Annotated in this window: 17 protein-coding genes; 6 read left to right on the top strand and 11 right to left on the bottom strand. The window is 39.7% G+C overall.

Going from position 1 to position 23,791, the window contains the following annotated elements; all coding sequences use genetic code 11:
* Nucleotides 1–1,511: 1,511 nt before the first annotated feature.
* On the bottom strand, nt 1,512–2,207 hold the full coding sequence (locus ACVBDY_RS10290) for a DNA-binding domain-containing protein (RefSeq protein ID WP_447175394.1): 696 nt from the start codon (nt 2,205–2,207) through the stop codon (nt 1,512–1,514).
* Nucleotides 2,208–3,262: 1,055 nt separating this feature from the next.
* Here ACVBDY_RS10290 and ACVBDY_RS10295 point away from each other — a divergent pair.
* Nucleotides 3,263–5,893 carry an outer membrane beta-barrel protein gene (locus ACVBDY_RS10295; RefSeq protein ID WP_447175395.1) on the top strand — a complete coding sequence of 877 codons (2,631 nt, stop codon included), beginning with the start codon at nt 3,263–3,265 and terminating at the stop codon, nt 5,891–5,893.
* A 226-nt stretch (nt 5,894–6,119) separates the two neighbouring features.
* Here ACVBDY_RS10295 and ACVBDY_RS10300 read toward each other — a convergent pair whose 3' ends face one another.
* Nucleotides 6,120–6,503 (bottom strand): response regulator, encoded by a 384-nt coding sequence (locus ACVBDY_RS10300; RefSeq protein WP_447175396.1) that lies wholly within the window; start codon nt 6,501–6,503, stop codon nt 6,120–6,122.
* 444 nt (nt 6,504–6,947) lie between these two features.
* Between ACVBDY_RS10300 and ACVBDY_RS10305 the strand changes: the two genes are divergently transcribed.
* From ACVBDY_RS10305 to ACVBDY_RS10325, 5 genes are all read left to right on the top strand, one after another.
* Nucleotides 6,948–8,003, top strand: a complete 1,056-nt coding sequence (locus ACVBDY_RS10305; protein ID WP_447175397.1) for a FecR family protein — start codon at nt 6,948–6,950, stop codon at nt 8,001–8,003.
* Between the two features lie 116 nt (nt 8,004–8,119).
* On the top strand, nt 8,120–8,401 hold the full coding sequence (locus ACVBDY_RS10310) for a GIY-YIG nuclease family protein (RefSeq protein ID WP_447175398.1): 282 nt from the start codon (nt 8,120–8,122) through the stop codon (nt 8,399–8,401).
* Nucleotides 8,402–9,110: 709 nt separating this feature from the next.
* A complete protein-coding gene (locus ACVBDY_RS10315) occupies nt 9,111–12,467 on the top strand; it encodes a TonB-dependent receptor (protein ID WP_447175399.1) in 3,357 nt (1,118 codons plus the stop codon).
* Between the two features lie 10 nt (nt 12,468–12,477).
* The gene (locus ACVBDY_RS10320) at nt 12,478–13,911 is read left to right on the top strand and encodes a RagB/SusD family nutrient uptake outer membrane protein (RefSeq protein WP_447175400.1); all 1,434 of its coding nucleotides are present in this window, start codon (nt 12,478–12,480) and stop codon (nt 13,909–13,911) included.
* A gap of 35 nt (nt 13,912–13,946) precedes the next feature.
* Nucleotides 13,947–17,123: an amidohydrolase family protein gene (locus tag ACVBDY_RS10325; protein WP_447175401.1), complete on the top strand. Its 3,177-nt coding sequence runs from the start codon at nt 13,947–13,949 to the stop codon at nt 17,121–17,123.
* Nucleotides 17,124–17,228: 105 nt separating this feature from the next.
* Here ACVBDY_RS10325 and ACVBDY_RS10330 read toward each other — a convergent pair whose 3' ends face one another.
* The 9 genes from ACVBDY_RS10330 to ACVBDY_RS10370 form a co-directional block, all read right to left on the bottom strand.
* A complete protein-coding gene (locus tag ACVBDY_RS10330; RefSeq protein ID WP_447175402.1) occupies nt 17,229–17,495 on the bottom strand; it encodes a DUF6520 family protein in 267 nt (88 codons plus the stop codon).
* 62 nt (nt 17,496–17,557) lie between these two features.
* Complete coding sequence (locus ACVBDY_RS10335) at nt 17,558–17,824, bottom strand: DUF6520 family protein (RefSeq protein WP_447175403.1); 267 nt, start codon at nt 17,822–17,824, stop codon at nt 17,558–17,560.
* 120 nt (nt 17,825–17,944) lie between these two features.
* A complete protein-coding gene (locus ACVBDY_RS10340; RefSeq protein ID WP_447175404.1) occupies nt 17,945–18,211 on the bottom strand; it encodes a DUF6520 family protein in 267 nt (88 codons plus the stop codon).
* A gap of 721 nt (nt 18,212–18,932) precedes the next feature.
* Entirely contained in the window at nt 18,933–19,199 is a 267-nt protein-coding gene (locus ACVBDY_RS10345) for a hypothetical protein (RefSeq protein WP_447175405.1), read from the bottom strand.
* A 187-nt stretch (nt 19,200–19,386) separates the two neighbouring features.
* A complete protein-coding gene (locus tag ACVBDY_RS10350) occupies nt 19,387–19,644 on the bottom strand; it encodes a DUF6520 family protein (protein WP_447175406.1) in 258 nt (85 codons plus the stop codon).
* Nucleotides 19,619–20,773 carry a hypothetical protein gene (locus ACVBDY_RS10355; RefSeq protein ID WP_447175407.1) on the bottom strand — a complete coding sequence of 385 codons (1,155 nt, stop codon included), beginning with the start codon at nt 20,771–20,773 and terminating at the stop codon, nt 19,619–19,621. The genes ACVBDY_RS10350 and ACVBDY_RS10355 overlap by 26 nt, the downstream gene beginning before the upstream one ends.
* Nucleotides 20,774–20,793: 20 nt before the next feature.
* Nucleotides 20,794–21,285, bottom strand: a complete 492-nt coding sequence (locus tag ACVBDY_RS10360) for a MauE/DoxX family redox-associated membrane protein (protein ID WP_447175408.1) — start codon at nt 21,283–21,285, stop codon at nt 20,794–20,796.
* A gap of 737 nt (nt 21,286–22,022) precedes the next feature.
* The gene (locus ACVBDY_RS10365) at nt 22,023–22,187 is read right to left on the bottom strand and encodes a hypothetical protein (protein WP_447175409.1); all 165 of its coding nucleotides are present in this window, start codon (nt 22,185–22,187) and stop codon (nt 22,023–22,025) included.
* A gap of 218 nt (nt 22,188–22,405) precedes the next feature.
* Entirely contained in the window at nt 22,406–23,371 is a 966-nt protein-coding gene (locus ACVBDY_RS10370; protein WP_447175410.1) for a helix-turn-helix transcriptional regulator, read from the bottom strand.
* Nucleotides 23,372–23,791: the final 420 nt, after the last annotated feature.

A 23,791-nucleotide genomic window follows, 5' to 3' on the forward strand; every position in this document is an offset into this window, starting at 1 on the left:
TCCCTTTAGCGGTCCACATAACCCGGTTAGCCGCTTAAGCAATTGTGTATGAATTCACAAGCAACCCGGTTAGCGGTCAACGTAACTGTGTATGCCGCTAACTGAACCCCTTCCGGTGTCAAAGGGATTGCTTTAATGGCCGTTTTCCAGGCTCTAAAGCGGAAAGAAACAGAGAGTTTTTCTATGGGTCCCGGTACAGGAGTGTATGAAAAAAAATACGCTTATCATGAGTACCCTGGTCTTCTGAAGATAAGCAGGGCTTTCAGAACCTATCTGTATTCGGAGAGGCCGGCAAGCGAAGTTCCATTCATACAATTCAAATCGTCACGTCCTAAAACAGCGTGTAAAGCTATGGGGTATAAGGAGTTCAAAGAGCGTAGATTCATTTTTAGCGGACATTAGTGAAATTAAAAAAGATATCAGAAGATATTTTGCGGTTTATCGTAATTGTGCCGGGAACACCCCCCTGGAGGTTATTAGTTACGACTTTTATCTTTGGAGTTACAATTTTCCTTTTCAAATTTCTCATCTTTATATTTTGGGAAAATCACAAACAGGGAATGTTATATACGAATTAAATGCGCTATAACTAAACATACTTAACTTCCTGCTTTGCATGCCCGGTAATTTAAAGGGTTCCAGGCTATTTAAAAATTGGTTTTGACAACAATAGATCTCCCTTTCTCAAATTTTTTTCAAATTTTTTTGGGACATACAACCTATTCCGGTGTATTACTTATAAAGCACATGGGAAAACCCTGAACAACACTAATTAGAATCTAAAACTTTGTTCTCATAAATTTGAATTAGCGGGATATTTTTCATGTGTCTGGCACGGGATGACCAAAGTCCCGTGCTTTTTTTAAAGAATTAAAAGGGCTTTTACTTGAGGTGTATCACCTTATCAATAGGGGAGTGTATCCGGAACGTTTTTTTAGATAAATCGTTGACAAAAAAACGTATGTTATTATTTATTGTGATTTATTATGCCTTACCGGATGCACTCCCTCTTTATTCCCTTATTTAACTACCGTATAAAGGTTTAAAGTGGAAGATGATAGTGTAGAAAAAATTATAGATATCGTAGCGCTTATACTTATCCTGTTAATTATTTATGTCCTGGCGACAAAACTCTCGGGGCAGTAAGGGAGCAGGGGGTGATTAAAGCGTGTAATAATAAAAAAAGCCGTGAGCCGAAAAAGGGATTATGATTATAGCTTACCTTACCTACTTAATCACGATATTTATTAAGTTAGTTTAGAATGGCTCACGGCTTTAGACACAACCAAAAAGAGTAAAATTTGTAATAAGAGACGAATATGCGTTCTAAATGGTTATGTTTTTTATAATAGCTATTTCTTTATAAAAGAAAAATCTTCCTGATTTAGGGGGGATTTCCTTGTCCTATAGGGTAACACACCTTTATCCTATAGGGTGAGACTCCTTTATGCTATAGGGTGCAACACTTTTACCCTATAGGGTATGGTTTTCCCGGATTTCTGACAGGTCTGTCAGACAATTAAGGTCATATTCAGGCTCCCGGAACGGATTTCCGAGATGTTTCCCGGTTTGTTCCTTACTTCTATGATGTATTCCCCGCTTTCCAAAGTGTCCGGGATCATAAAGATGAGGTTTGCGGGCTTGTTACGTACCAGGGTTTCAGCTTTGGTGGCCGTACCATCGGCAGCAATAAGAAAGATACCTTGTTCCGCATCTTCCGGGTCAATTTTCAGAAGACTGCCAAAGAGCTCTCCTACCGCTCCCGGGGTTAGAGTTTCGTTTATGGTATCGGAGGCCACGTCCTTGAATCGCTGTAATATAGGCTGCCGTTCGGTAGCCGGTACTTTTTCTACGGGGAGTTCTTCGGCGATCTGTCCGATACGGGGACCGGGATGGATGTTGAGGCGTACATGATGCCGCGAACGGTCAAAACGATCGTCTATACTGGTAAACACCCCGGGAACAGAAGCGCTGATACGGAATATGGGAGTACTTACATTATCGCCGTTTGCAAGAATTTGGGCAATAGCAGCCTCGTATTCTTCAATGACAGACAAAGCTTCGGCCTTGGTAACGGTACTTCCCCTGCCTATCATAATATTGATAATATCTTCTATAGTACGGGAGACCTGGTTCTGTACTACAGCCATATAGTCGTTGGGGTCTTCGGTGAGTTGATTGGGAAATAATGCATATCTCACAGGCATGATGATTAGGTTTTTTAGGGCTCCTTACTTGGTGAGAAACGGACCCCTCGGTTAACAAAACCTAAAATTATAGCATTAAACCCGCTATGGCTTATCCCTCGGGGAGAAATACTTATCTATCAGGAAGTATTTTTACTACAAGCTTTCTATTACAGCCCGTTCCTTATAGCTTTGAAGTAAGAAAAGCCGGGAAATCAGGCTCTCTTTAGGGTTGGGGTCAACCTGATTTCCCTTGATTTGCCCCTAAAGGGGAATGTCATTTAATTAATGTTATAGTGGCCCCGAAAAAGACAGGTGTTCTATGTTTTATAAACCTCTAAAGGCTCCTCCCTTGTGATGAAGGGAGGTACCCGAGCGTAGCGAAGGGGGGAGGGTTTTGAAAGCCCAAACCATCGGGATAACCCCAAACGTTAAGGTAAACACGCCAAAGTTTGGGCTTGTCAAAACTCCCCCTCCCGCAGGCAGGTTCATCTGAAGAGGGAGTCGAAAAAAGGTTATGATAATGGAATTTTTGTCATATACTAAAAAAAGAATATAAAAGTTCTTTGAATTCTTAATAAGAGTATAAAAGTTAAGACTCCGGGCAGGCTGAACTACATAGAATCAACCATATTAAAACCAACGGGTGAAAACCTTGTGAACCTCGCGTAATCCCTGGTGCCCGTTGCGGTTAATCCCTCAATTACGCATTCCCTATTTGGGACATTCATCCTCCTGCGGTGTACTATTTATAAACGGGGTAACTCCAGGCTCCTGAAAATAATACACGGAAGCCATCGATCACTCCCCGAATCCCGATAATTATCGGGACTAAAGGGCAATATTAACGTAAATTTTGTTAGTTGTTAGGGATCAATATCCCTTAAGAGAAGTGTACCCGGATGGATTTTTAAAAGTTTTGGTTTACAAAAGTCCGTTTATTGTGGCTAATATGATCCTGATTATGGGTTAGTTGCCGGGTGCACTCTTTTTAATATAGAAATAAGCTACAAATCATAATACCTCATATTTTGATACATTCTGTCACCCGTTTTTTTATTTTATGCTGTATGTCTATGGCATTTTTTACTCCCTCAGATCTTTATGCACAAAGGACGGGAACCCTTATCGGGAGTGTGTTGGATTCCCTGCACAAAGAACCGGTGCCCGGGGCTACGGTTATTGTAAGCCGCGTAGCTAACCAGGCCAGGGTAGGGGCGGTGGTTACGGACATGGAAGGGCAATTTACCGTAGAAAACCTTCCGCAACAGGATACGCTGTTGGTAGACATCCGCTATCTTGGCTATAAACCCTACCAGGGACTACTTTATTTAAAGGAACCTCGTTTTGTAATGGGCCCGGTACGGTTACAAGAAGGAGCTATAGCATTGGAAGACGTGGAAGTAAAGGGCGTACAATTGCCTATGATTATCCGTGGAGATACCCTGGAATATAATGTAAGTGCCTTTACCACCCGTCCCTATAGTGAAATCAAGGAACTGTTTAAAAAGCTGCCGGGCCTGGAAGTGAGTTCGGATGGGACGATGACCTATAACGGGCAACGGGTATCCAAAATATTGGTAGACGGGCGGGAATACTTTGGTACGGATGGCAAAATGGCATTAAGCACCCTGCCAGCAGATATTGTGGAAAAGATACAGTTGACGGATACTGAAGAAGCGGAAGATGTAAGAACAGGAAATACTACAGAAAGGAGCAAAACGCTGAATATACAGCTAAAAGAAGGGTTGAAAGACTTTGGGAATTTTACCGTAGGCGGGGGAACGGACGACCGTTATGAACTTATGGGGAAGTTTAACCGTTTCCGGGGCGAAAGCCGCCTTACCGTACTCGGCATGCTGAATAATGTCAATGCTGTGGATTATGCCGAAGAAGAGGTAATTACCGTACTCAATGCCGGTAATGGTATCACAAAAACCCTGAGAGGGGGCATCAATTACAGCGATCGCTGGAAAAGTGGGGTGGAACTTTCTGCGGGTTATAATTACACCCATCCGAATACATTCCAGGAATCCCTGAAAGAACGGGTACAGTTTATCGTCCCGGATTCTTCTTTCGCTACTACCTCCAATTCCACAGCGACCCGGAGTAGCGATGAACACCAGGTAAATGTCAATACATCCATACCGCTGGATTCCACATCTACGTTACAAATACAAATACCGCAACTTTCGTATAGCAAGATTGATAATCAAACCATAACCCATACCACGACTGCGGATGGAGCGGAAAACCCGGTTAACGAACAGCAAAATACCTATTATAGCAATGGGAAAAACACTTCGATCCCTTTAATGTTGGGGTGGCAAAAACACTATTCCAAAGAAGCATATCTTAATATTACACTTTCCGGTATGTTTTCCCACCAGAACAACGAAGACCTGAACCTGGGGGAAACCACTTTTTACAGGGAAGGGACGGATTCTATTGCCCGGTTCAGGCAACAGATCCTTACAGACAATCGCTCGGATAATTATACGGCTAGTATAAGCCACAGGTTTCCCATATCCGGGAACTTTAGTGGTTCATGGTATAGTACCGCCTCTTATACCAGGGCTACCAACGACCGGGAAACCTGGCTGCTGGACGAAAACAACCAAAGAGAAACCCTGGATAGCCTGTCTACCAATGCCTTTCGTTCGGAGACACTAAACAATAACACTAATGTTTCCTTGCGTTATAAATTAAAAAAGGTGGAGTTTTCTGCCGGGCTTACCTTAAATTACAACTGGCTGAGTCCCTATAACAAAACCTTGCAAACCGGGATTACACGTGATTTTGTGAATGTTACGCCTTCACTACATGTTGACTATAGGGTAACAGATAAAAAACGATTGACTTTTTCCTATAATGCCTATACTTCCCCGCCATCGGCAGAGCAGTTGCAACCTGTGGCAGACAATACCAACCCCTTGTTTATCCGGGAAGGTAACCCGGACCTGGAGCCTATGCTTTACCAAATGTATAATCTAAGTTATAACACTTTAAACAATAAGGGAAATTCCTTTTTTGCCAATATCACCTATTCGCCGATAAGTGATCAGATCATCAACACGATTATGTACGACAACCTTGGTAGGCAGGTATCTTCCTATATCAATATAGACGGGGTACGTCGTTTATATGGGTATTTCGGTTTTTCTGCCCGCAAACCTTTAAAGACCGGGACACTGGATATAAAGTTGTCAGGGAATACGGGCTATAACCGGGACAGGAATTTTATTAACCAGGAACTGGTAAGCAGTGATCGTTGGACCCTGGCTCCCGGTATCCAATTAGGATATACCATAGAAAAAATACTGGATGTAGATATTTTCTATACCCCACAATATAACAAAATACAATACGACAAAGCCTCCGGGCAGGACCAGGATTTTACCATACACAATCTCAGCGGCTCCCTGGACCTCTACCCAGTTAAAAACCTGATATGGGGCAATAAAGTGGGCTTTATCCGCAACAACAGCTTCCCCGATGGTTTTGAAAAGACTTCGCTGTTATGGAACATGGACATCTCCTGGTTGTTCCTGGAAGACAGACGCGCGGAACTAAAATTCCGCGTATTCGATCTCCTCAAACAAAACCGCAACATCAACCGCATTGCCACCCAGAACTACATAGAAGACACTCAAAGCAACAACCTGCAGCAATACTTTATGCTGAGTTTCGGGTATCATATCCGGTAGAGAAGGGTTGCCACGGATACACGGATATTTTTTGGCTGCCCTTTCGCAGTTCATTGGCAATAACCCCTTCACGTCCCTTTCAAGGGACACCCAAACAATTGTCCCCTTGAGGCGGTGTACTGAGCTAAGTCGAAGTGGGACTTTAGGGGTGATGAGCCTTACCCTTTAATTCTATCACCAGTCCACACCCTTAAAAAACAATCCCTTTGCGGTTAATCCCCTTTTCCTAAATATTCCTCTCCCGTTCCCTCAAATAATACCTATATACACTTTTCCTCACCTCTATGCCCGATACAGGATATAATATATAATCCAGGAATCCATATTTAATAGCCTGATACGCCAAATCCTTAGTCCCGGACAATGCAATAAAACCCGGCAGGGTATCAAGATGCCGGTATAATTCCAAAACCACCCCAAAAGGATCTTCTATAACATCGTCCATACCTATAAGAACCAAGTCCGGTTGTTCCATGAGTAGCATATCCAAAGCAGCCTCCCTATCAGTTGTACACCCCAAAAACTGAAATCCTCCCACCTCCTGTAAAGTGTCTTTTATGGTCCGGATAGATCGGTTATCCTTTTCTATGATAAAATAATTTCTCAACATGAGTTCTGTTTATTACAATAAAAATAGCGTTGGTTTTTAAAAGACCAGTATACCTTTTGCATAAAAAAAGTATGGTTTTCCTTTACCCGAAATTCAATATTTCTATTAAAGTCAAAACAGGGGTGGCTTCGATACAACAACCTTCGGCTGTCACTCAGCCACCTCGTTTTGGCTGAGCGGCAACTGTAACTTGAAACTTGTAACCTGTAACCAAAAAAATCCGTGTATCCGTGGCTGGTTAATAATTATATATAACCAACCCCTTGCAGTTAAAAATTTTCAACATCATAAAAGTCACAATGACAGTACATTAAATGTCAAACTCTCAAAAACCCCAAAATATTTAAAATTCCTTTTGGGACATACGCCGTCTTATGGTGTATTACTTATAAAGGATTATGAATAATAAGGAGGAAAAAAGCCCCTGCTTAAAAATGAACAATAATGGAAAAGGATTTATATCTGAAAGCGTTGCTTGAAAAATTCCGAGAAGGGAGTATGACCAGGCATGAATATGATCTACTGACCAGGTATATGGGAAAACCGGGAACGGAAGAAAAGGTAAAGCAATTTATGGAAACACACTGGGAAGAATTGGACGAAACCGGCATATGCCAAAACCCCGGTGAATATCAAGACGATGAATTCGATAAAATATGGGAAGCCATAAAAAGAACACCAGGTAAAACGGTACACCAAGGCAGGGTACGCGGAATAGAGGGAACCCGCGTCAAGGCCGGTCCGGGCTGGTATAAAATAGCGGCGGTTATTGTAGTGCTCCTGGCTTCGGCCGCAATACTGTACTACAGCAATCCAAACATGGAACAAGCCCCCGTTATTGCCCAGCAGGTAGCTTCCGGACAAAAAGCCACTATTACCCTGCCTGATGGTACCGTGGTAAAACTGAATTCTGATAGTAAACTATCGTTTCCCGAAGAATTCCGGGGCGATACCAGGGAGGTCACCCTGGAAGGGGAAGCTTTTTTTGAAGTACAACGGAACGAAAAAATGCCTTTCCTGGTAAAGACAGGAGCGTTGACCACCAGGGTTCTGGGAACGTCCTTTAATATCAAAGCTTATAAAGACGAAGGAGAAATAGCGGTTTCTGTGGCTACCGGGAAAGTGGAAGTAAGCCGTAAAGAAGCCGGGAAAAAAGAAAAGGATCTATTGGTATTAACGCCTAATGAACAGGCATTATACAAAGCAAAAGAAAAAAGCCTGGTAAAACAGGAAGTGAATACCGCGGATATTGCCGGCTGGAAAGACGGGGTACTGTTCTTTGAAAGACCCCTCGGTGAAGTAGTGAAGATACTGGAACGCTGGTACGGCGTAGAGATACAGATCAATAACCCGGAACTGGCAAACTGTATCATACGCGGCAAGCATAAAAAGGAAACCTTGCTCAATGTATTGAAAACATACCATTACTCTCTGGGGATCACCTATAAAATAAATCCTAGTGGTGACGTAGAGATAGATGGTAAAGGATGTAAGGATTAGTAATAGAAAGTTCTTTTAAAAATGAGTAAAACTTTGCGCCCCTTGCGCCTTCTTAGCGCCCTTTGCGGTTAAAATTTTTACCACAAGGGATGCAAAGCATGTAAAACTGAAACACTATGCTAAAACCGGTATGCGTGTATATGCTCAGATGTTCGGACGACACCTATTATACCAGTGTCTCCGCTGAAATAGAAAACAGGCTCCAGGAACACCAGGAAGGATTATACAGAGACTGTTACACATACCCCCGGAGACCGGTGGAACTGGTATTCTGTTGTGAGTTTACCGACCCGATAGAGGCCGATAAGCGGATGAAGCAACTCAAAAAATGGCCCGGCCCCCAAAAAGAAGCCGCCATAGAAAACGAGGTTGATGGTTTAAAAAACATGTTAAAATAAGTGCCCACACTTATACAAGCCACGGATTCACGAATAATTTTTTAGCTGCCTGCTTCTACGGCGAAAATAGAGCAGGCAGGTCCGTGGCAAATCTTAGACACCTGGAACTTGTAACCCGGTGGCTTCGGTACATTCCGGCGGAGCCGGAACACTCAGCCACCTCGTTTTAGCTGAGTAATAAACCAAACCTAGAACCTGTAACCAAAGAAATCCGTGTATCCGTGGCACCTTTAAAAACACATATCCATCGGAACAAAAAAAGAAACTAACACAATACTCAATTATACAATAATCATTAATACACACATGCCTATGACAAAATCACCGCACTTACCTTAAAAATACGATCCCAAAGTAGCTATGAGCTTTTTCTTCTGGTAAGTCTCTGCCTGCTCCCCGGAACATGCAGGCTACCCGGTACGCCCTGTCTATGCGCAAACCGCAGGGAGAGCGATTTATTGTCCCAAATAAACCCTGCATAACATAAACAGGGCTCCGGGTATTATCTCCCCAGGACAATAAAATCCCCTCTTGAGGGGGGCGTAGGGGGGTGACCCTAACCAACTAAAATCTCAAGACTAAAACAATAACTACATGAAAACATAGCTACTATAAAAAAAAGAAATAAAAAAGCCTCCTAAGTATAATGTTTGACCGCATCACTCAGAAGGCCTGGAGTCTAAATAAAAAATTTAAACATTGCAAAATTATGAAAAATAATTGGGTTAAAGCATGTATTATCATGACAGCGCGTAGCCTTATCCTCGCCATCTGGATGTTTTCTGTAGCCGCTTTTGCTTCCAAAAGTTCCGGCCAGAGTATCCACGAGGTCTATATCTCCGTAGACCTTAAAGAGGTTACCGTGGCTGCATCCCTGGAAGAGATAGAAAACAAAACTGATTTCACCTTCTTTTATAAAAAAGAACAAATTAACGATATAGCACAGAAGATCACCGTTACCGCCAATAACCAAAGTGTGGCGGACATCCTGGAACAGATCACCAAAACTACCGGCCTTATCTTCCGGCAGATCAATGGGACTATAGCGGTTAAAAAGGAAGATCCTCCCAAACCTAAGGAGCAACCAAAGAAAGAAACTCCCAAAGAAGTACAACAATACGAAGTAAGCGGTACGGTAACCGGTAAAGACGGGAACCCGCTTGCCGGAGTAAATATTGTGATAAAAGGGAGGAGTAACGGTACGATTTCAGACCCGGATGGGCGGTATACGATTACAGTAGAAGATACGGATATCCTGGTCTTTTCGCATATCGGTTATAAAACTGCGGAAGAAACTGTAAGTAGACGTTCTTTTATAAATATTCAATTGCTGGAAGGGTTTATGGAACTATTGGAGGTGGAGGTGCAGGCCGGGTATTGGACGGTAAAAGAAAGAGAGCGTACAGGAAATATCAGCAGGATTACTGCGGAGGAAATAGAAAAACAACCTGTAGTCAATCCTTTACAAGCTATGCAAGGGAGAATGGCAGGAGTAGAAATTGTACAAGAAAGTGGAGTTCCTGGAGCAGGAATGCAGATTCAAATAAGAGGACAAAATAGTTTAAGGCCAGACGGGAACTATCCTTTGTATATTATAGATGGTGTACCCGTTTCTTCAACACCATTAAGCTCGCAAGGAGGTCTTTTCGTAGATATAGGAGTTGATCCACTTAATAATTTTAATCTGGCCAATATAGAGAGCATAGAAGTCTTAAAAGATGCGGATGCTACGGCAATCTATGGTTCTCGTGGTGCTAATGGGGTTGTATTGATTACCACCAAAAGAGGAAAGGAAGGAAAGGTTAGTTATGAAATTAATATACAATCAGGGATAGGAAAGGTGTCTAATACCATGAAATTGCTGAATACAGAACAGTATCTGGAAATGCGTAATGAAGCCTTTATTAATGATGGAGTGATTCCGACTATGGCCAATGCAACTGATCTTTTATTCTGGGACCAAAATCGTTATACGGATTGGCAAAAGGAACTGATAGGGAAGTCGGCCTATATTACAGATTTACAAACTGCGGTATCTGGGGGGAATGCTCAAACCTCTTTTCGTATTGGAGGGGGCTTTAGGGACGAAACTACAGTTTTCCCGGGAGATTTCGGATATAAGAAGATCATGGGAAATTTTAATTTAAACCATACTTCTTTAGACAAGAGATTTCAAATGCAGCTTTCGGTAAATTATGGTGTGGATAAAAATCATTCGTTCGATGCCTCCAATATTGTATCAAATGCTTTACGATTATCTCCTAACGCCCCCGCTCTTTATGACGGAGAAGGAAATTTGAATTGGGAATTAGATATCAATGGAAATCCTACATTTGATAACCCTGTAGCTTCATTGAAAAACACACAGGACATCAAAAGTCATAACCTGGTAAGTAATGCGGTTATAAGCTATGAATTAGTCCAGGGATTAAACCTAAAAACGAGTTTTGGATATACAGATTTTCGGCAAGAAGAAACCGTAATTACTCCTAAGAGTGCTGCTAATCCTAGTAGGAGGCCTTTTACCCGTTCAAGTAATAGGTTTTTAGAGCACAAAAATAATTCCTGGATTATAGAACCGCAATTAATGTATGCTCAAAGCTTTGGAAACTCCAAATTAAATGCTTTAATAGGGATGACCTGGCAAAGTAATACTAGTACTATATTGGGAATTAATGGCGTAGGGTATCTTAGTGAAGAGTTATTAGGGAACCTTAATGCAGCAGCACAGACTTCAATTTTTCAAGACACTAAAAATGAGTATAAATACAATGCTATTTTTGGCCGTATAGGATATAGTTGGAAAGAGAAATATTTTTTAAACTTGACCGGTCGAAGAGATGGATCCTCACGATTTGGGCTGGGTAATCAGTTTGCCAATTTTGGTGCCATTGGAGGAGCCTGGATATTTTCGGAAGAGCCTTTTATAAGGAATGAAATCTCCTTTTTAAGTTTTGGCAAATTACGTGCCAGTTATGGTACCACAGGAAATGACCAGATTGGAGACTATGGTTATCTGGCGACCTATGGCCCTATTACTGATCCTATTGATTATCGGGGTGAAGGAGGATTATTTCCTACTGGATTGGCAAACCCGGACTATAAGTGGGAAGTCAATAAAAAATTGGAAGCTGCTATAGATCTAGGTTTTCTTAGAGACCGTTTGCTGTTTTCTGCAAGTTGGTATCATAACCGGTCTTCCAACCAGTTAGTAGGATTTCCTTTGCCATTTATAACAGGGTTTAATTCAGTACAGGCCAATCTACCGGCCACCGTACAAAATACAGGTTGGGAACTGGAAATGACGACAAGGAATATACAGTCTAATAATTTTAACTGGACTACTTCAATGAATTTGACCATTCCCAAGAATAAATTAGTGGAATATCCTAATATTGAAGGCTCTCCTTATGCCAATTTATATATAGTAGGGGAGCCGCTTTCAATCAGGAGATTCTATCAATTTGAGGGAGTGAACCCTGATACAGGGCTCTATCAGGTACTGGATGTTAATGAGGATGGTTTTTTTAACCAGGAGGATAGGATTGCAATCGAAAACTTAGGACGGCAATATTACGGAGGACTTCAAAATTCCTTTAAGTACAAGGGCTGGGATTTAGATTTTTTGCTGGAATTTGTTAAACAAAAAGGGAGAGACTACAATAATATAGGTGCATTTGGGATACCTGGCTTTAATCCGAACGGTGGATTTGGAGGGAATCAGCCTGTGGAAGTAATGGATCGTTGGCAAGAGACTGGAGATATTACAAATATTCAGAAATTTACACAATCCTTTTCCGGTTTAACACCATATTTTTTGATGGGGGATAGCGATTTAAATATCACAGATGCATCGTTTATCCGGTTAAAAAATATCTCCCTATCCTACCAATTCCCCCATGAATGGTTGGAAAAAACAAAACTTAAGGGGTGTAGATTATATCTCCAGGCGCAAAACCTGTTTACATGGACCAATTATATAGGCTTAGATCCTCAATCTCCAGGAACAGTAGGAAACTTGCCGGCTTTAAGAATGGTTACAGGTGGTGTACAACTTAACTTCTAAATAAAGAATTATGAAAAAAGCGGATATAGACATATTTAATCAATCAACAGAAAAAAACTCTTTTTATAAAGTATCAATACTGTTTTTGACTATAACTACTAGTTTAATGATATCCTGTAAGGATTTTGTAGAAATAGATCCCCCGGATTCAGAACTCGTTCAGGAAACGGTCTTTAAGAATGATGAAACAGCCATTGCAGCAATAACGGCTATTTATCACCAAATGCAATTAGGGGGATTTGCAAGCGGTAGTAACTCAAGTATCACAGTGTTAGGCGAAATATCAGCAGATATATTAACAGAATATTCTACAAATAATACAAGAATTGAGTTTTATCAAAACACTTTAATGGCTATAAATAATATAAACCAAGGTGTATGGAGTTCGTGCTATAATACCATTTATATGGCCAATGCAGTATTGGAAGGGATAGCCAATTCACCAGATATCTCTGTTGAAATTATAAGGCAATTGGAAGGAGAAGCAAAGTTTATCCGGGCTTTCTGTTATTTTTATTTGGTTAACTTCTATGGAGAAATACCGTTACTTACTACTACCGACTATAGACTAAATGCAGTAGCCCCCCGGGATCCAGCAGCAGACGTCTATCAACAGATACTGGTTGATTTGGAAGATGCTATAGAGTTATTAAAAGAGGATTACACCATCTCTGATGGAGAGAGAATCCGGCCGAACAAGGGGGCAGCCACAGCCGTATTATCCCGGGTATATTTATATATGGAAAACTGGGAAAATGCAGAAGCTAATGCAGCTACAGTAATTAATAATAGTTTATATAATCTTAAGGATATTGATCAAGTATTCCTTGCAAATAGTGAGGAAGCCATCTGGCAATTATTACCTGTACAACCTGACCGAAATACTTGGGAGGGGTTCTTTTTTATCCTTGAAAGTGACCCAACTGCTCCTTTTACGCAATCTTCCATGGCATTTACTAATGAATTAATAAATGCCTTTGAAACAGGAGATCAACGAAAGGATAAATGGGTAGAAAGTTTTGACAGTGGAAACGAAATATATTATTATCCTTTTAAGTATAAAATAAAAGCAGATACTGCTTTAACAGAATATTCAATGGTATTGCGCCTGGCAGAGCAATATTTGATTAGGGCAGAAGCCAGGACACATCAGGGTAATATTACCGGGGCCCAAGAAGATATAAATATTATTCGTAACCGTGCAGGTTTGGGAAATACTACAGCTACAACACAATCTGAACTATTGGACGTCATATTACAGGAAAGACAAGTGGAACTATTTACAGAATGGGGAAATCGTTGGCTGGATTTAAAACGAATGGAACGGATAAATATGGTCTTGGGAAATATCAAACCGAATTGGCAGCCTACAAGTGCTTTATTTCCCATTCCGGAACAGGAAATCCTGAATAATCCTAATTTGACGCAGAATGCGGGATATTAGAGCATTTTTTCTAGATCAAAATCCAAAGAAATAATATGGCAAGAACAAAGATAATTTTGTTGTTAAGTATCACCTGTATATTGATTTGTTGTCAATCGGGTAAGGAAATGATAAAAACATTTGACAAGAAGGATTCTACCCAAATTATAAGTTTCGAAACTTCTGAAATGACAGATCCTCATATAGATATTTCCCCAGATGGAAGTACTATTCTCTTTGATGTTTTAGGAGATTTATATACTGTGCCCATTCATGGAGGTAAAGCCGAACTATTAATCGGAGGAAAATCCTGGGATGTCCGGGGCAGATATTCTCCTGACGGAAAAAGAATCGCCTTTTTAAGTGATCGTGATGGAATGATCAATCTCTGGACTATTGATGCAGATGGAACTAACCCTATAAAATATGATGTGGGCCGGCATGACTGGGATTTTATCGTTCCGGCCTGGACTCCCAATGAAGGGCTGATAAATCTGTATAAAGATGATCTTGTAGCCATGGAATCGCCTGAACGGCAAATATCATTTGCAAGAAAGATAAACTCAAAAATGTACTCCAGTATTTATTACAACGGTTCATTCTCTGTAGATGATCGTTATGCTTATATTGGGGGTGCTGGGCTTAACCGTATAGACATGAGCACGGGAGAAACTATGGAACTGCCCACAAATATGGAGTTTGGATCCATAAAACTTCCACGAGTAGCTCCTGATGGTAAGGGGATTGCCTATATTGTTCAAAAGTATGTACAGGGAAAAGGTGAATATTGTACTTTGCATATTAAGGATATAGAAACAGGAAAGAGTAAGGAATTAGCCGATTCATTGTCCTGTGATATGACCCCGGATTATGCTTTCACTCCGGATGGTAATAACATTATCCTTGCCCGACTGGGTAAAATGGTACACGTGAATGTTGTCACCGGGGAGACTCATATCATTCCGGTAAAGGTCCCGATAAGGAAGGAAATAACTCCTCCTTTACATCATAAACAGAGAAAAATACCGGATAGTGGAGAAGTAAGAACAAAGATTATTCGATGGCCAACTTTTAATTCACAAAACAACCAATTGGTGTATAGCGCTTTTGGAAAACTTTATACAACAAATACCAGAAATAAAGATACACGCCGTCTAACTACGGATACTATTTTTGAATATGCCCCAGCCATATCTCCTGATGGTAAATGGATAGCCTATACTACATGGGGAGATGTTGCAATGGGACATATAATGATTGTTTCTGCCAAAGGAGGCATACCAAGGCAACTGACAAAGGTTGCTGGAAGATACACCAATCCTGTCTGGTCTTCTGATGGCACTAAGTTGGCATTTATTTCTGATGAAACAGAAGCCCGGATGGGCTTGCAAAGCCAGCACAGCGGGCCTAATTATACCGGTTGGAAGCTTTCCCTAAATTGGATCCCTGTCTTTGAAGGAGGTAAGTTATACGAAATGATAAATCATAACTTTGTGATGGAAATAACTCCCATAGATGTGCGTCCAGAGAGGTTTTATGCTATACCTACTTTTTCCCAAAATGGTAAACGGATTTTCATAAGTACTTATAAAGCTTCACAGGATGATCAGGAATTCGGTCCGGTACTGCTTTCGGTAAATTTGGATGGTAGTGGCATAAAATATCATGTACAATTGCCTCATGCAGATGAAGTGGTGATTTCTCCTGATAACCATCATGTAGCTATTGTAAAAGAAGACCAATTATGGGTTGCCGATATCTCTACCCGTTTTGATAAAGATAGCATATCACCGATAGATTTGACTTCGGACAATTTAGTTACTAAAGAGGCTCCTGTATATGTTTCCTGGCAAGATAAAGAAACTTTGATTTGGGCAAATACCAACAAAATATATCAGCAGAATATTATTGAAAAGGAAACCAAGTATCTCACAGATATTGATATCCGTAAACCAAGGAATATTCCTAAAGGAAGTTATGCTTTGGTAAATGCACGAATTATTACCATGAATAGCAATGAAATTATCGAATGTGGTATAATAATAATACGCGACAATCGTATTTCCAAGGTTGGGGAGGTAAAAGATATAGTAATTCCGAAAGATATTGATAGCATAATAAATCTTGATGGGAAAACGATAATTCCAGGACTAATAGATGTACATGCACATTTTCATCTCGCTAATTATGAACTATGGCCAAAACAGAACCGAAATTATGTAGGTAATCTTACATATGGAGTAACAACAATATATGACCCTTCAACTCCTACTTTAGATGTGTTCGGACAAGCCGAAATGACAACAATAGGAGAGATATTGGCCCCTCGGATTTATTCTTCAGGTACGCCTATTGAGGCACAGATCGGGTCTACAACATTCAGGGATATTAAATCTCAAGAAGATGCCCATAGAGTTATCCAACATAGTGCAAAATATGGTGCGACTCCTTTAAAGGAATATATTCAACCACATAGAAAACAACGACAATGGTTAAGGAATGCAGCTCAAAAATCAGGAGTATTATTAACTTCGCATTATACCGGTTCAGGTATTATTTATAATGGGCTGACTAGGGTAGCGGATGGTTTTACGGCTATCGAACACGAATTAAGGAAAGGATCTATATATGGAGATGTAATACAGTTTATAGCGACTAGCAGGATAAATTACACCCCGACTTTAATGGTTAGTCCGGGAATTGGGGGACGATATAGCAATCAGATAAATGTAAATGATAGTAAATTAAATCGTTTCACCCCCCCTTTTTTGATAGAGAAGGAGAAATCACGTTTTATGATGCCTGGACAAAAGCAAATGAAAGATTATTATAATAATGAATTAATACGGGCGAGTAAAACCCTTGCAAATATAGTTAAGTATGATGGTTTAATCAGTGTCGGAGGACATGGTAACGGCTTTCCTGGCCTAGGAACCCACTGGGAGATGTGGGCATTTACATTGGGAGGAATGCCTATACATGAAGCATTACGTGCAGCCACTCTCAATGGAGCAAAAAAAATGGATTTGGATACAGAATTAGGTTCTATAGAACCAGGTAAATTGGCAGATATAGTAGTATTAAATAGCAATCCTATAGAGGATATTTATAATTCAAAAGACGTTCTTTATGTGATAAAAAATGGGTTCATTTATGATAGTTCTACTATGACACAAATATGGCCTATGAGAAAAAGGAAAATAAATCCCTGGCCTTGGGAAGAGGCCAATTAGATCATGTCTGGTATAAAGTAATTATGAGAAATAGTTCAAAATTTATCACAATGTTAAAAGGGCGTCTTGAAATTAATTTCAAGACGCCCTTTATTATATACCTTCCTATTGAGGCAATAAAATATCAGATGTAGAATGCTGTTGTACTTGGACACAACCAGCATTCTTCCAAACAAATCTTACTCCCACAGGAGAAGCAACCCTACACTGTTGTATAGGAATATTATCACAAGCAACATTGATGGTTGTACAGCTGTTTGGATCGGCTTCAACTGTACGATAGTGTTTGCTATTTTGTAATGAAAAAGCATATACTCCAACAATTGCAAGGACAAAAGCGGATAGACTTAAAATTAAACGTTTTGTTTTCATGATTATCAAGATTTATATTAAACTAATTGTTATAGAAATTCTTTTTATTAGATATTAGCTCTTTATTGAGGTAATAAGATATCGTCAGTAGAATGTCTTGTTATTGAGCTACATTGAGAATTTTTATAAACAAGTCTCACCCCTTCGGGAGAAGCAACTCGACACTGAAAATTAGGCATATCATTACAACCGACTGAAATAGTTGTACAACTTTGCGGATCATTTTCGACTGTTCGATACCTAAAATTGTTTTGCAACGAAAAAGCATATACTCCAACAACGGCAAGAGCAAAAGCAGAAAGACTTAAAATTAAGCGTTTTGTTTTCATGGTGTTAAAATTTAAATTAATAATTATGCCTACTTTTTATACAGGTGTTCGGCTTTCTTTCCTGATTCATCCGGATAAATATTTTTATACAATGTTGTACTTTTACAATTCAAATTGGGATTAAAATGGAAGCAAAGCTTCTCCCGATGAATGAAAGGCAAAACGAGTTGTAGCTGTATCATTCCAAACTTTTCTTACGCCTATTTCGGTTATAACTCTGCATTGATAAGTCGGTATTTGATCACAGTCAACAGCAATTGGTTTGTTCATGGATGGGTTACTTTCAATAACCCGGTACCAATAACTATTATTTGATGAGTATGCAAAGGCCCCGCCAATTGCTATTGAAAAGACTAAGAGATTTAATATTTGATATTTAATTATCATAGCTTAAACAATTTTTTTGAACAGTTCGCTATTACCTTGGTAATAAAATCTCAGCTGTAGAATGCCATTTAATTATGGTACAAGTGGTATTGCTATAGACAAATCTTACTCCAAGAGGAGATGCTACTCGACAATGAAAGTTAGGAACACGATCGCAATTAACCGAAATTGCTGTACAACTACTTGGGTTTGTTTCATTTGTTCGATAGTAGCAAGTCTGTTGCAATGAATATGCATATATTCCAATGGAGGCTACCGCGAAAAGAAAAAGGGTTAGGATTAAACGTTTTGTTTTCATGATGACTAGAGTTTAGATTAGGCAGGTTTGTGTTTTTTTGTTCAATGCACTTCTAAAAGATGAAGTTGTAATTAATTGCTTTACTTCGGTAGTAAAATTTCAGCACCAGAATGGCCAACGAATTGGCTGCAAGTTGCATTATTCCAAACGAATCTTATTCCATATGATGTGGCAACTCTACATTGAAAAGCGGGAATCTGGTCACATTTAACATTTATAGGTGTGCAGCTAAATGGATTACTTTCCACTACGCGAAACCAATAATTAAAAGGTGACGACGAATACGCATATACTCCTGCAATTGTAATTGCAAATACCGCGAGACTTAAAATTAGACGTTTTGTTTTCATAATTGTTATTTATATAGTTTTTTGTTAAGGGGGGGGTGACGGCTTATTCAGGTAACAAAATATCCCTGGCGGTTTACTGAGGTAATAAAATATCCCATGATGAATGTCCTACTATTTGAGTACATCCAGCATTTCGCCAAACCAACCTTACTCCAACAGGGGAAGCCACTCGACATTGAGCTAGAGGAACAAAATCACAGGCGACCGAAATTTTTGTACAGCTAGCAGGATTGGCTTCAACCGTTCTATAGAAAAGACTTGTTTGTAACGAGAGAGCAAACGCACTTAATGTTGCTATAATAAAAAAAGTGGTACTAATAATTATTTGTTTCGTTTTCATGGTTGTTAGTTTAACTTAGATGGTATTTTATTTTGTTCTTCTGAATTTAATCCTTACATTTTTCTTTTAATTGCAATGAAAAAGCTGAAAGCCATAAAATTATACGTTTAGTTTTCATGATTGGTATGCTTTGTTTTGGATTGGATTTTTATTTTGATACGGTTTTTTATGTCCCCTTTTATTGTGGTTATAAAATCTCGTCAGTAGAATGCCAAACGGGAATAGAACAACTTGTGTTTAACCATACAAATCTTACTCCTTCCGGGGCCGCTACTCTGCATTGAAAATTCATTACATTGTCACAGTTAACTGAAATGGAAGTACATGTGTTCGGGTTTGTTTCAACTGTTCGATAATAAAGATTAGTTTGCACTGAAAATGCAAACGCTCCTAATGTTGCTATAGTAAAAATAGAGACACTAAGAATTATTCGTTTTGTTTTCATAGTTTTTGGATTTAGTTTTATTAGTGATTGTGTAAACCAGTTTTATATCTTCACCTTCTATATCCTGTACTGGAAAATATTCAGGATTTAGTTTATAACTTATGATATGCTGGTCATATAAAACAAGAAGGTAATTATCTATAATACACAATTCTCTTACCGCTTTCCTGTTATGTCCAGGGAGATAAAAACTAAATTGGTAACTTCGACCTTTTAAATTGTATACATCAATTACAGATGACCTTAGGTATAAATATTCATCATCATTTTTTCCCATAATATTGGAGTGTACCAATAAAAGATTACCTTTAGTACAACTAGCTTTGTTGACCAGTTTTGGTGGGGAAGCAAGTATTTTTGTATTTCCCTTACCGGTAGTAATACTAGCTGGTTTTATACGTACATGGCTAAAAGTGTCGATGGTATTACTCCGGTAGTGCAGATTTAGATCCGTATCCGCTACGAGATATTGATTACGATAATAATAGACATATATTAATTTATCTAGTTCTTTATTGTAATGTAACTTACCATCGACACAAAAGACGCCATCCAGTTGTTTTTCCAATAAAGGGGTAAGGGTAAGATATGGAGGTTCGGGTTCAATTTTCCCAAGCACATACTCTCCATTATCTGCTTGCATGGCTCTTATCACAAATTTAGAAGGAGAAACAGCTTCTGCATTTATAAAGAAGGCACTGTCTTTCATAAAACGATCGGCATGCCATTCTCCTATTTTCCCCCGGAAAAGGCCAGGCATCACCCCATCTGTCATATAAAAGTATGGGGCATTTATTTTAACATAAGGCGATTTAAATTCCAGTTGATCAAAGTCTTTTATCTTTAGTAATATATTGGAAGTATCGGTCAGCGTTGGATTTACTTTTAATAAACGAAGATAACCTCTTACATTACCCAAGTATAGTTGATCTTTAGTGGTTCCTGCCATATAATAAGAATTATATTCTATGTCCAGGGTATTACCCTTTTCAATAGGATCCTGTGGAAATATTCTGGAAAAGCTATTATTTCGTTCAGGAAGTCCGTCATCCGAAAAGCCATGTAAAGTAGCTATCAGGGCAATACTGAATAATAATATACCGGTTAATATGATGGTGGTTCTTTTCATTTTATTTCTTATTCTTTTGGTTAAGTCGCGGGTATTAGCTCATTGGATGTTTCCTGTTTGGGAGTTTCTTTTCTGGTCAATAGTATAATTCCTATTACAGCTAATATTATGAAGGCCATATTAAAGAAAATGTGTTCCGTCCATCCCATCTTTTCCAGTACACCGCCACATGAGCAAGGCACATGATAACTGAAATTCAATACAGTAATAATATAGGTGGTGAACAGCACCATGAGGGTATAGGAAGCATACAAAGCTATGAGTCGGAAACGTGGAATGGTCAGTAGAATTGAAATCAATAGTTCCGAAATAGGGACTATCCACGCAATCCATGCTGCAAAAGCTGTAAGCATAGGAGATTGGCCGAGTTGAGCTTTAAATGTTTCATGATCTACAAACTTACTCACGGATGCATACACAAAGAGAATGACAAAGAGGTAACAGATGATTTCTATAATAGTGTGTCTGTTTTTTTGTACTATATAGTTTAATGTGGAGACTATACGTTTCATGGTTATTTATAGTTCTTAGTTGTTTAGTTTTGTGGTTCTGAGTCCTGGAGTTTTTAGTTTTGGAGTTGATTAGTTGTTAGTTTTTTTGGTTATTTAATGATGTAAAATTAAGAAGCTAAAATTATAAGTACTTATCTATGAGGGAGAAAGAATTATCTTTTAGGAAGTTTTTTGGATAGTTCTTAGTTTTTTAGTTGGGGAGTTGTTAGTTGTAGAGGTTGCAGGTTTGCCACGGATACACGGATTTTTTTGTTATGGGTGTTGCAGTATACGGGTTGTGGGTATTTTGTTGTGGTTATTGGAATGGTGGGGTATAAAGTTTAAATGTTTGGGGTTTCTAACCTTCCGTTACACCGGAGGTGTGACACCTTCCTCCTCCTTTGATGGACAAGACTCATTGCATGGGAGAGCCTTTTATGTTTTATGTAGAAGGTTATATCTTTTATTGGAGTGTATCTCTAAAATGGTATGTTTTGTTTTTCTAGAGGTCTCTTAAAATAGCACACGAACATCAAAATTATTACAACATTGCGAGCCTAGCGCCCACTTTTGCGTCCCGATAATATCGGGATTGTGGTTAAACCATAAAAAATGCCCCGTGGCAAGAGGCAAGAAGTTGTTCACGGGGCACACACGGGCAATAGAGGTATTATAGATATTTTTGTTAGCACTGCCATGTTTCTGTATAAAGGATTTCCTTCTGTGGTAAATTCCAAATAGCAAAAGGTTCCTGGGTATTAAAGAAAGCCGCGAGCGCTATTGGAAAGCCTGGCTGCAAATCTACCCAGATACAGCGGGCTGCTCACGGCTTTGTATAAAATGGCTGAGAGAAAGGAAATATTTCTGTATTCCGGGGATGCTTCTAAAGAAAGCAAAAGGGATATGTAAATGGTATCGTTCATGGGGGTGGTTTTATAACGATAATTTATGGTCGTTTGTTCTGTTTAATACCCTGTAAAAGTAGCTATTACATTTTAAGATGGCTTATCTCTCGGGGAGAAATGCTTATCCGTTAGGAATTTTCCGAGGGGCGAAAGATGCCTAAAAAGAGATAACCGCAAAGTACGCAAAGGAGTGCGCTAGGGGCGCAAGGTATTTGCTTTTATGTTGCCTGGCGTTATTATTGTTCTTCTTCACGGGCACTTTGTTCTCTTAGCTCCGAGGGGGTATAGCCTAGTTTTTTCTTAAAGACCTTGGTAAAATGCGGGGCGGTTTTAAAGCCGGTCATTTCCGCAATTACCTTAATGGGTATTTGGGTATGCCGGAGCAGGGTTTGTGCGGTACGGAGGCGTTCGCGGATGAGGTAGCTAAACATGGTGGTGCCGTAGAGTTGTTTAAAACCTATTTTGAGTTTTTGCTGGTTGGTCCCCAGGGTGTGGCCCAGGTTCTTAAGAGAAAACGAGGGCTGGTCGATTTGGCGGGTAATATAGTCACGGGCCTCCTGGATGATCTCTATATCTGCACCGGAGAGTGTGGCATGCCCTTTTTTACCGGACTTCTTCTTTTTGTTGCTGTTCTTTATGGCATGCAGTAGTTTTCTTTCGGTTTCTTCGCTTTGCAGTACGGTTTCTATGGCGGTGACCAGTACAATGCCCCGGTTGTCGGCATTGAGGAGGGTGGAGACGGAACAGGTAACGGGGACAATGAAGAACTGCTGAGCTTTAAAGGAAAGGTCTACCGTATGGTGATATTCTTTATCCCCGAACATTTGAGGTTTTAATTTGTTCCATTCGGCCCTGGACTCTTCGGTGAGGAAACGGGCGAAAGGGCGGCCCACTATATCGTGATGTTTAAACAGCAGGATGTCGTAAACCTGGGGTGTAACGCCGCATATGTTGAGGTTTTCATCCAGGGTAAAGGTAAGTTGGGCAATGTGCTTGTAGGAGTCGGTGGGGTTTACATAGCCATAATGATGGAAAAACTCGCGGAGTTCTTCGGCCATCATGTTCAACAGCATGCCTGCCGTTTCCAGGTCGTCATTGCAGCTTATTCTCGGGATCTTATAGGCAAAATTCCCGTTGGCTATTTCTATAAGCATCTGGTTGATGCTCTTTATTCGTTCTTTGTTGGATTCGTTACTAAACATAATAGGTTGGTTTGAAAGTTAACAGCGTTATACAAAAACCTCTTGTGCCCTTTGCGGATTATTTGCGAACCTGGTGGATTTTACCACAAGGCTCGCAACGATTTCGCCGGTGAGTGCAGGGCATTGATACCTTTTGCCTGGTATGGCTGAAAATATTATGTATAACTCAAAAAATTAAATGTTCTCTGGCAATGATGGAGGGAACATATTGCCTTTGCTAATAAAACTTTTGTTTTATTTCAGATCTGTATGCCGGAATTACACGGCAGCGTCTAAAAGGTAAGTAGCTATGTTGCTAAGTTACATAATAATTGTTATTTAGACAATAAGGAGCTTTTGTTTTGGTATATGATAAGATCCAATTTAGATGGATTTTCCTTGATTTGCTCCCTTTAGAGAGCAATGTCATTTAGTTAAGTA

Source organism: Sinomicrobium halophytocola, from assembly GCF_052983395.1.

Coding starts and splice junctions, on each gene's coding strand:
- ACVBDY_RS10290 (WP_447175394.1), bottom strand. CDS start 2,207: ATGCCTGTGAGATATGCATTATTTCCCAATCAACTCACCGAAGACCCC.
- ACVBDY_RS10295 (WP_447175395.1), top strand. CDS start 3,263: ATGGCATTTTTTACTCCCTCAGATCTTTATGCACAAAGGACGGGAACC.
- ACVBDY_RS10300 (WP_447175396.1), bottom strand. CDS start 6,503: ATGTTGAGAAATTATTTTATCATAGAAAAGGATAACCGATCTATCCGG.
- ACVBDY_RS10305 (WP_447175397.1), top strand. CDS start 6,948: ATGGAAAAGGATTTATATCTGAAAGCGTTGCTTGAAAAATTCCGAGAA.
- ACVBDY_RS10310 (WP_447175398.1), top strand. CDS start 8,120: ATGCTAAAACCGGTATGCGTGTATATGCTCAGATGTTCGGACGACACC.
- ACVBDY_RS10315 (WP_447175399.1), top strand. CDS start 9,111: ATGAAAAATAATTGGGTTAAAGCATGTATTATCATGACAGCGCGTAGC.
- ACVBDY_RS10320 (WP_447175400.1), top strand. CDS start 12,478: ATGAAAAAAGCGGATATAGACATATTTAATCAATCAACAGAAAAAAAC.
- ACVBDY_RS10325 (WP_447175401.1), top strand. CDS start 13,947: ATGGCAAGAACAAAGATAATTTTGTTGTTAAGTATCACCTGTATATTG.
- ACVBDY_RS10330 (WP_447175402.1), bottom strand. CDS start 17,495: ATGAAAACAAAACGTTTAATTTTAAGTCTATCCGCTTTTGTCCTTGCA.
- ACVBDY_RS10335 (WP_447175403.1), bottom strand. CDS start 17,824: ATGAAAACAAAACGCTTAATTTTAAGTCTTTCTGCTTTTGCTCTTGCC.
- ACVBDY_RS10340 (WP_447175404.1), bottom strand. CDS start 18,211: ATGATAATTAAATATCAAATATTAAATCTCTTAGTCTTTTCAATAGCA.
- ACVBDY_RS10345 (WP_447175405.1), bottom strand. CDS start 19,199: ATGAAAACGAAACAAATAATTATTAGTACCACTTTTTTTATTATAGCA.
- ACVBDY_RS10350 (WP_447175406.1), bottom strand. CDS start 19,644: ATGAAAACAAAACGAATAATTCTTAGTGTCTCTATTTTTACTATAGCA.
- ACVBDY_RS10355 (WP_447175407.1), bottom strand. CDS start 20,773: ATGAAAAGAACCACCATCATATTAACCGGTATATTATTATTCAGTATT.
- ACVBDY_RS10360 (WP_447175408.1), bottom strand. CDS start 21,285: ATGAAACGTATAGTCTCCACATTAAACTATATAGTACAAAAAAACAGA.
- ACVBDY_RS10365 (WP_447175409.1), bottom strand. CDS start 22,187: ATGAACGATACCATTTACATATCCCTTTTGCTTTCTTTAGAAGCATCC.
- ACVBDY_RS10370 (WP_447175410.1), bottom strand. CDS start 23,371: ATGTTTAGTAACGAATCCAACAAAGAACGAATAAAGAGCATCAACCAG.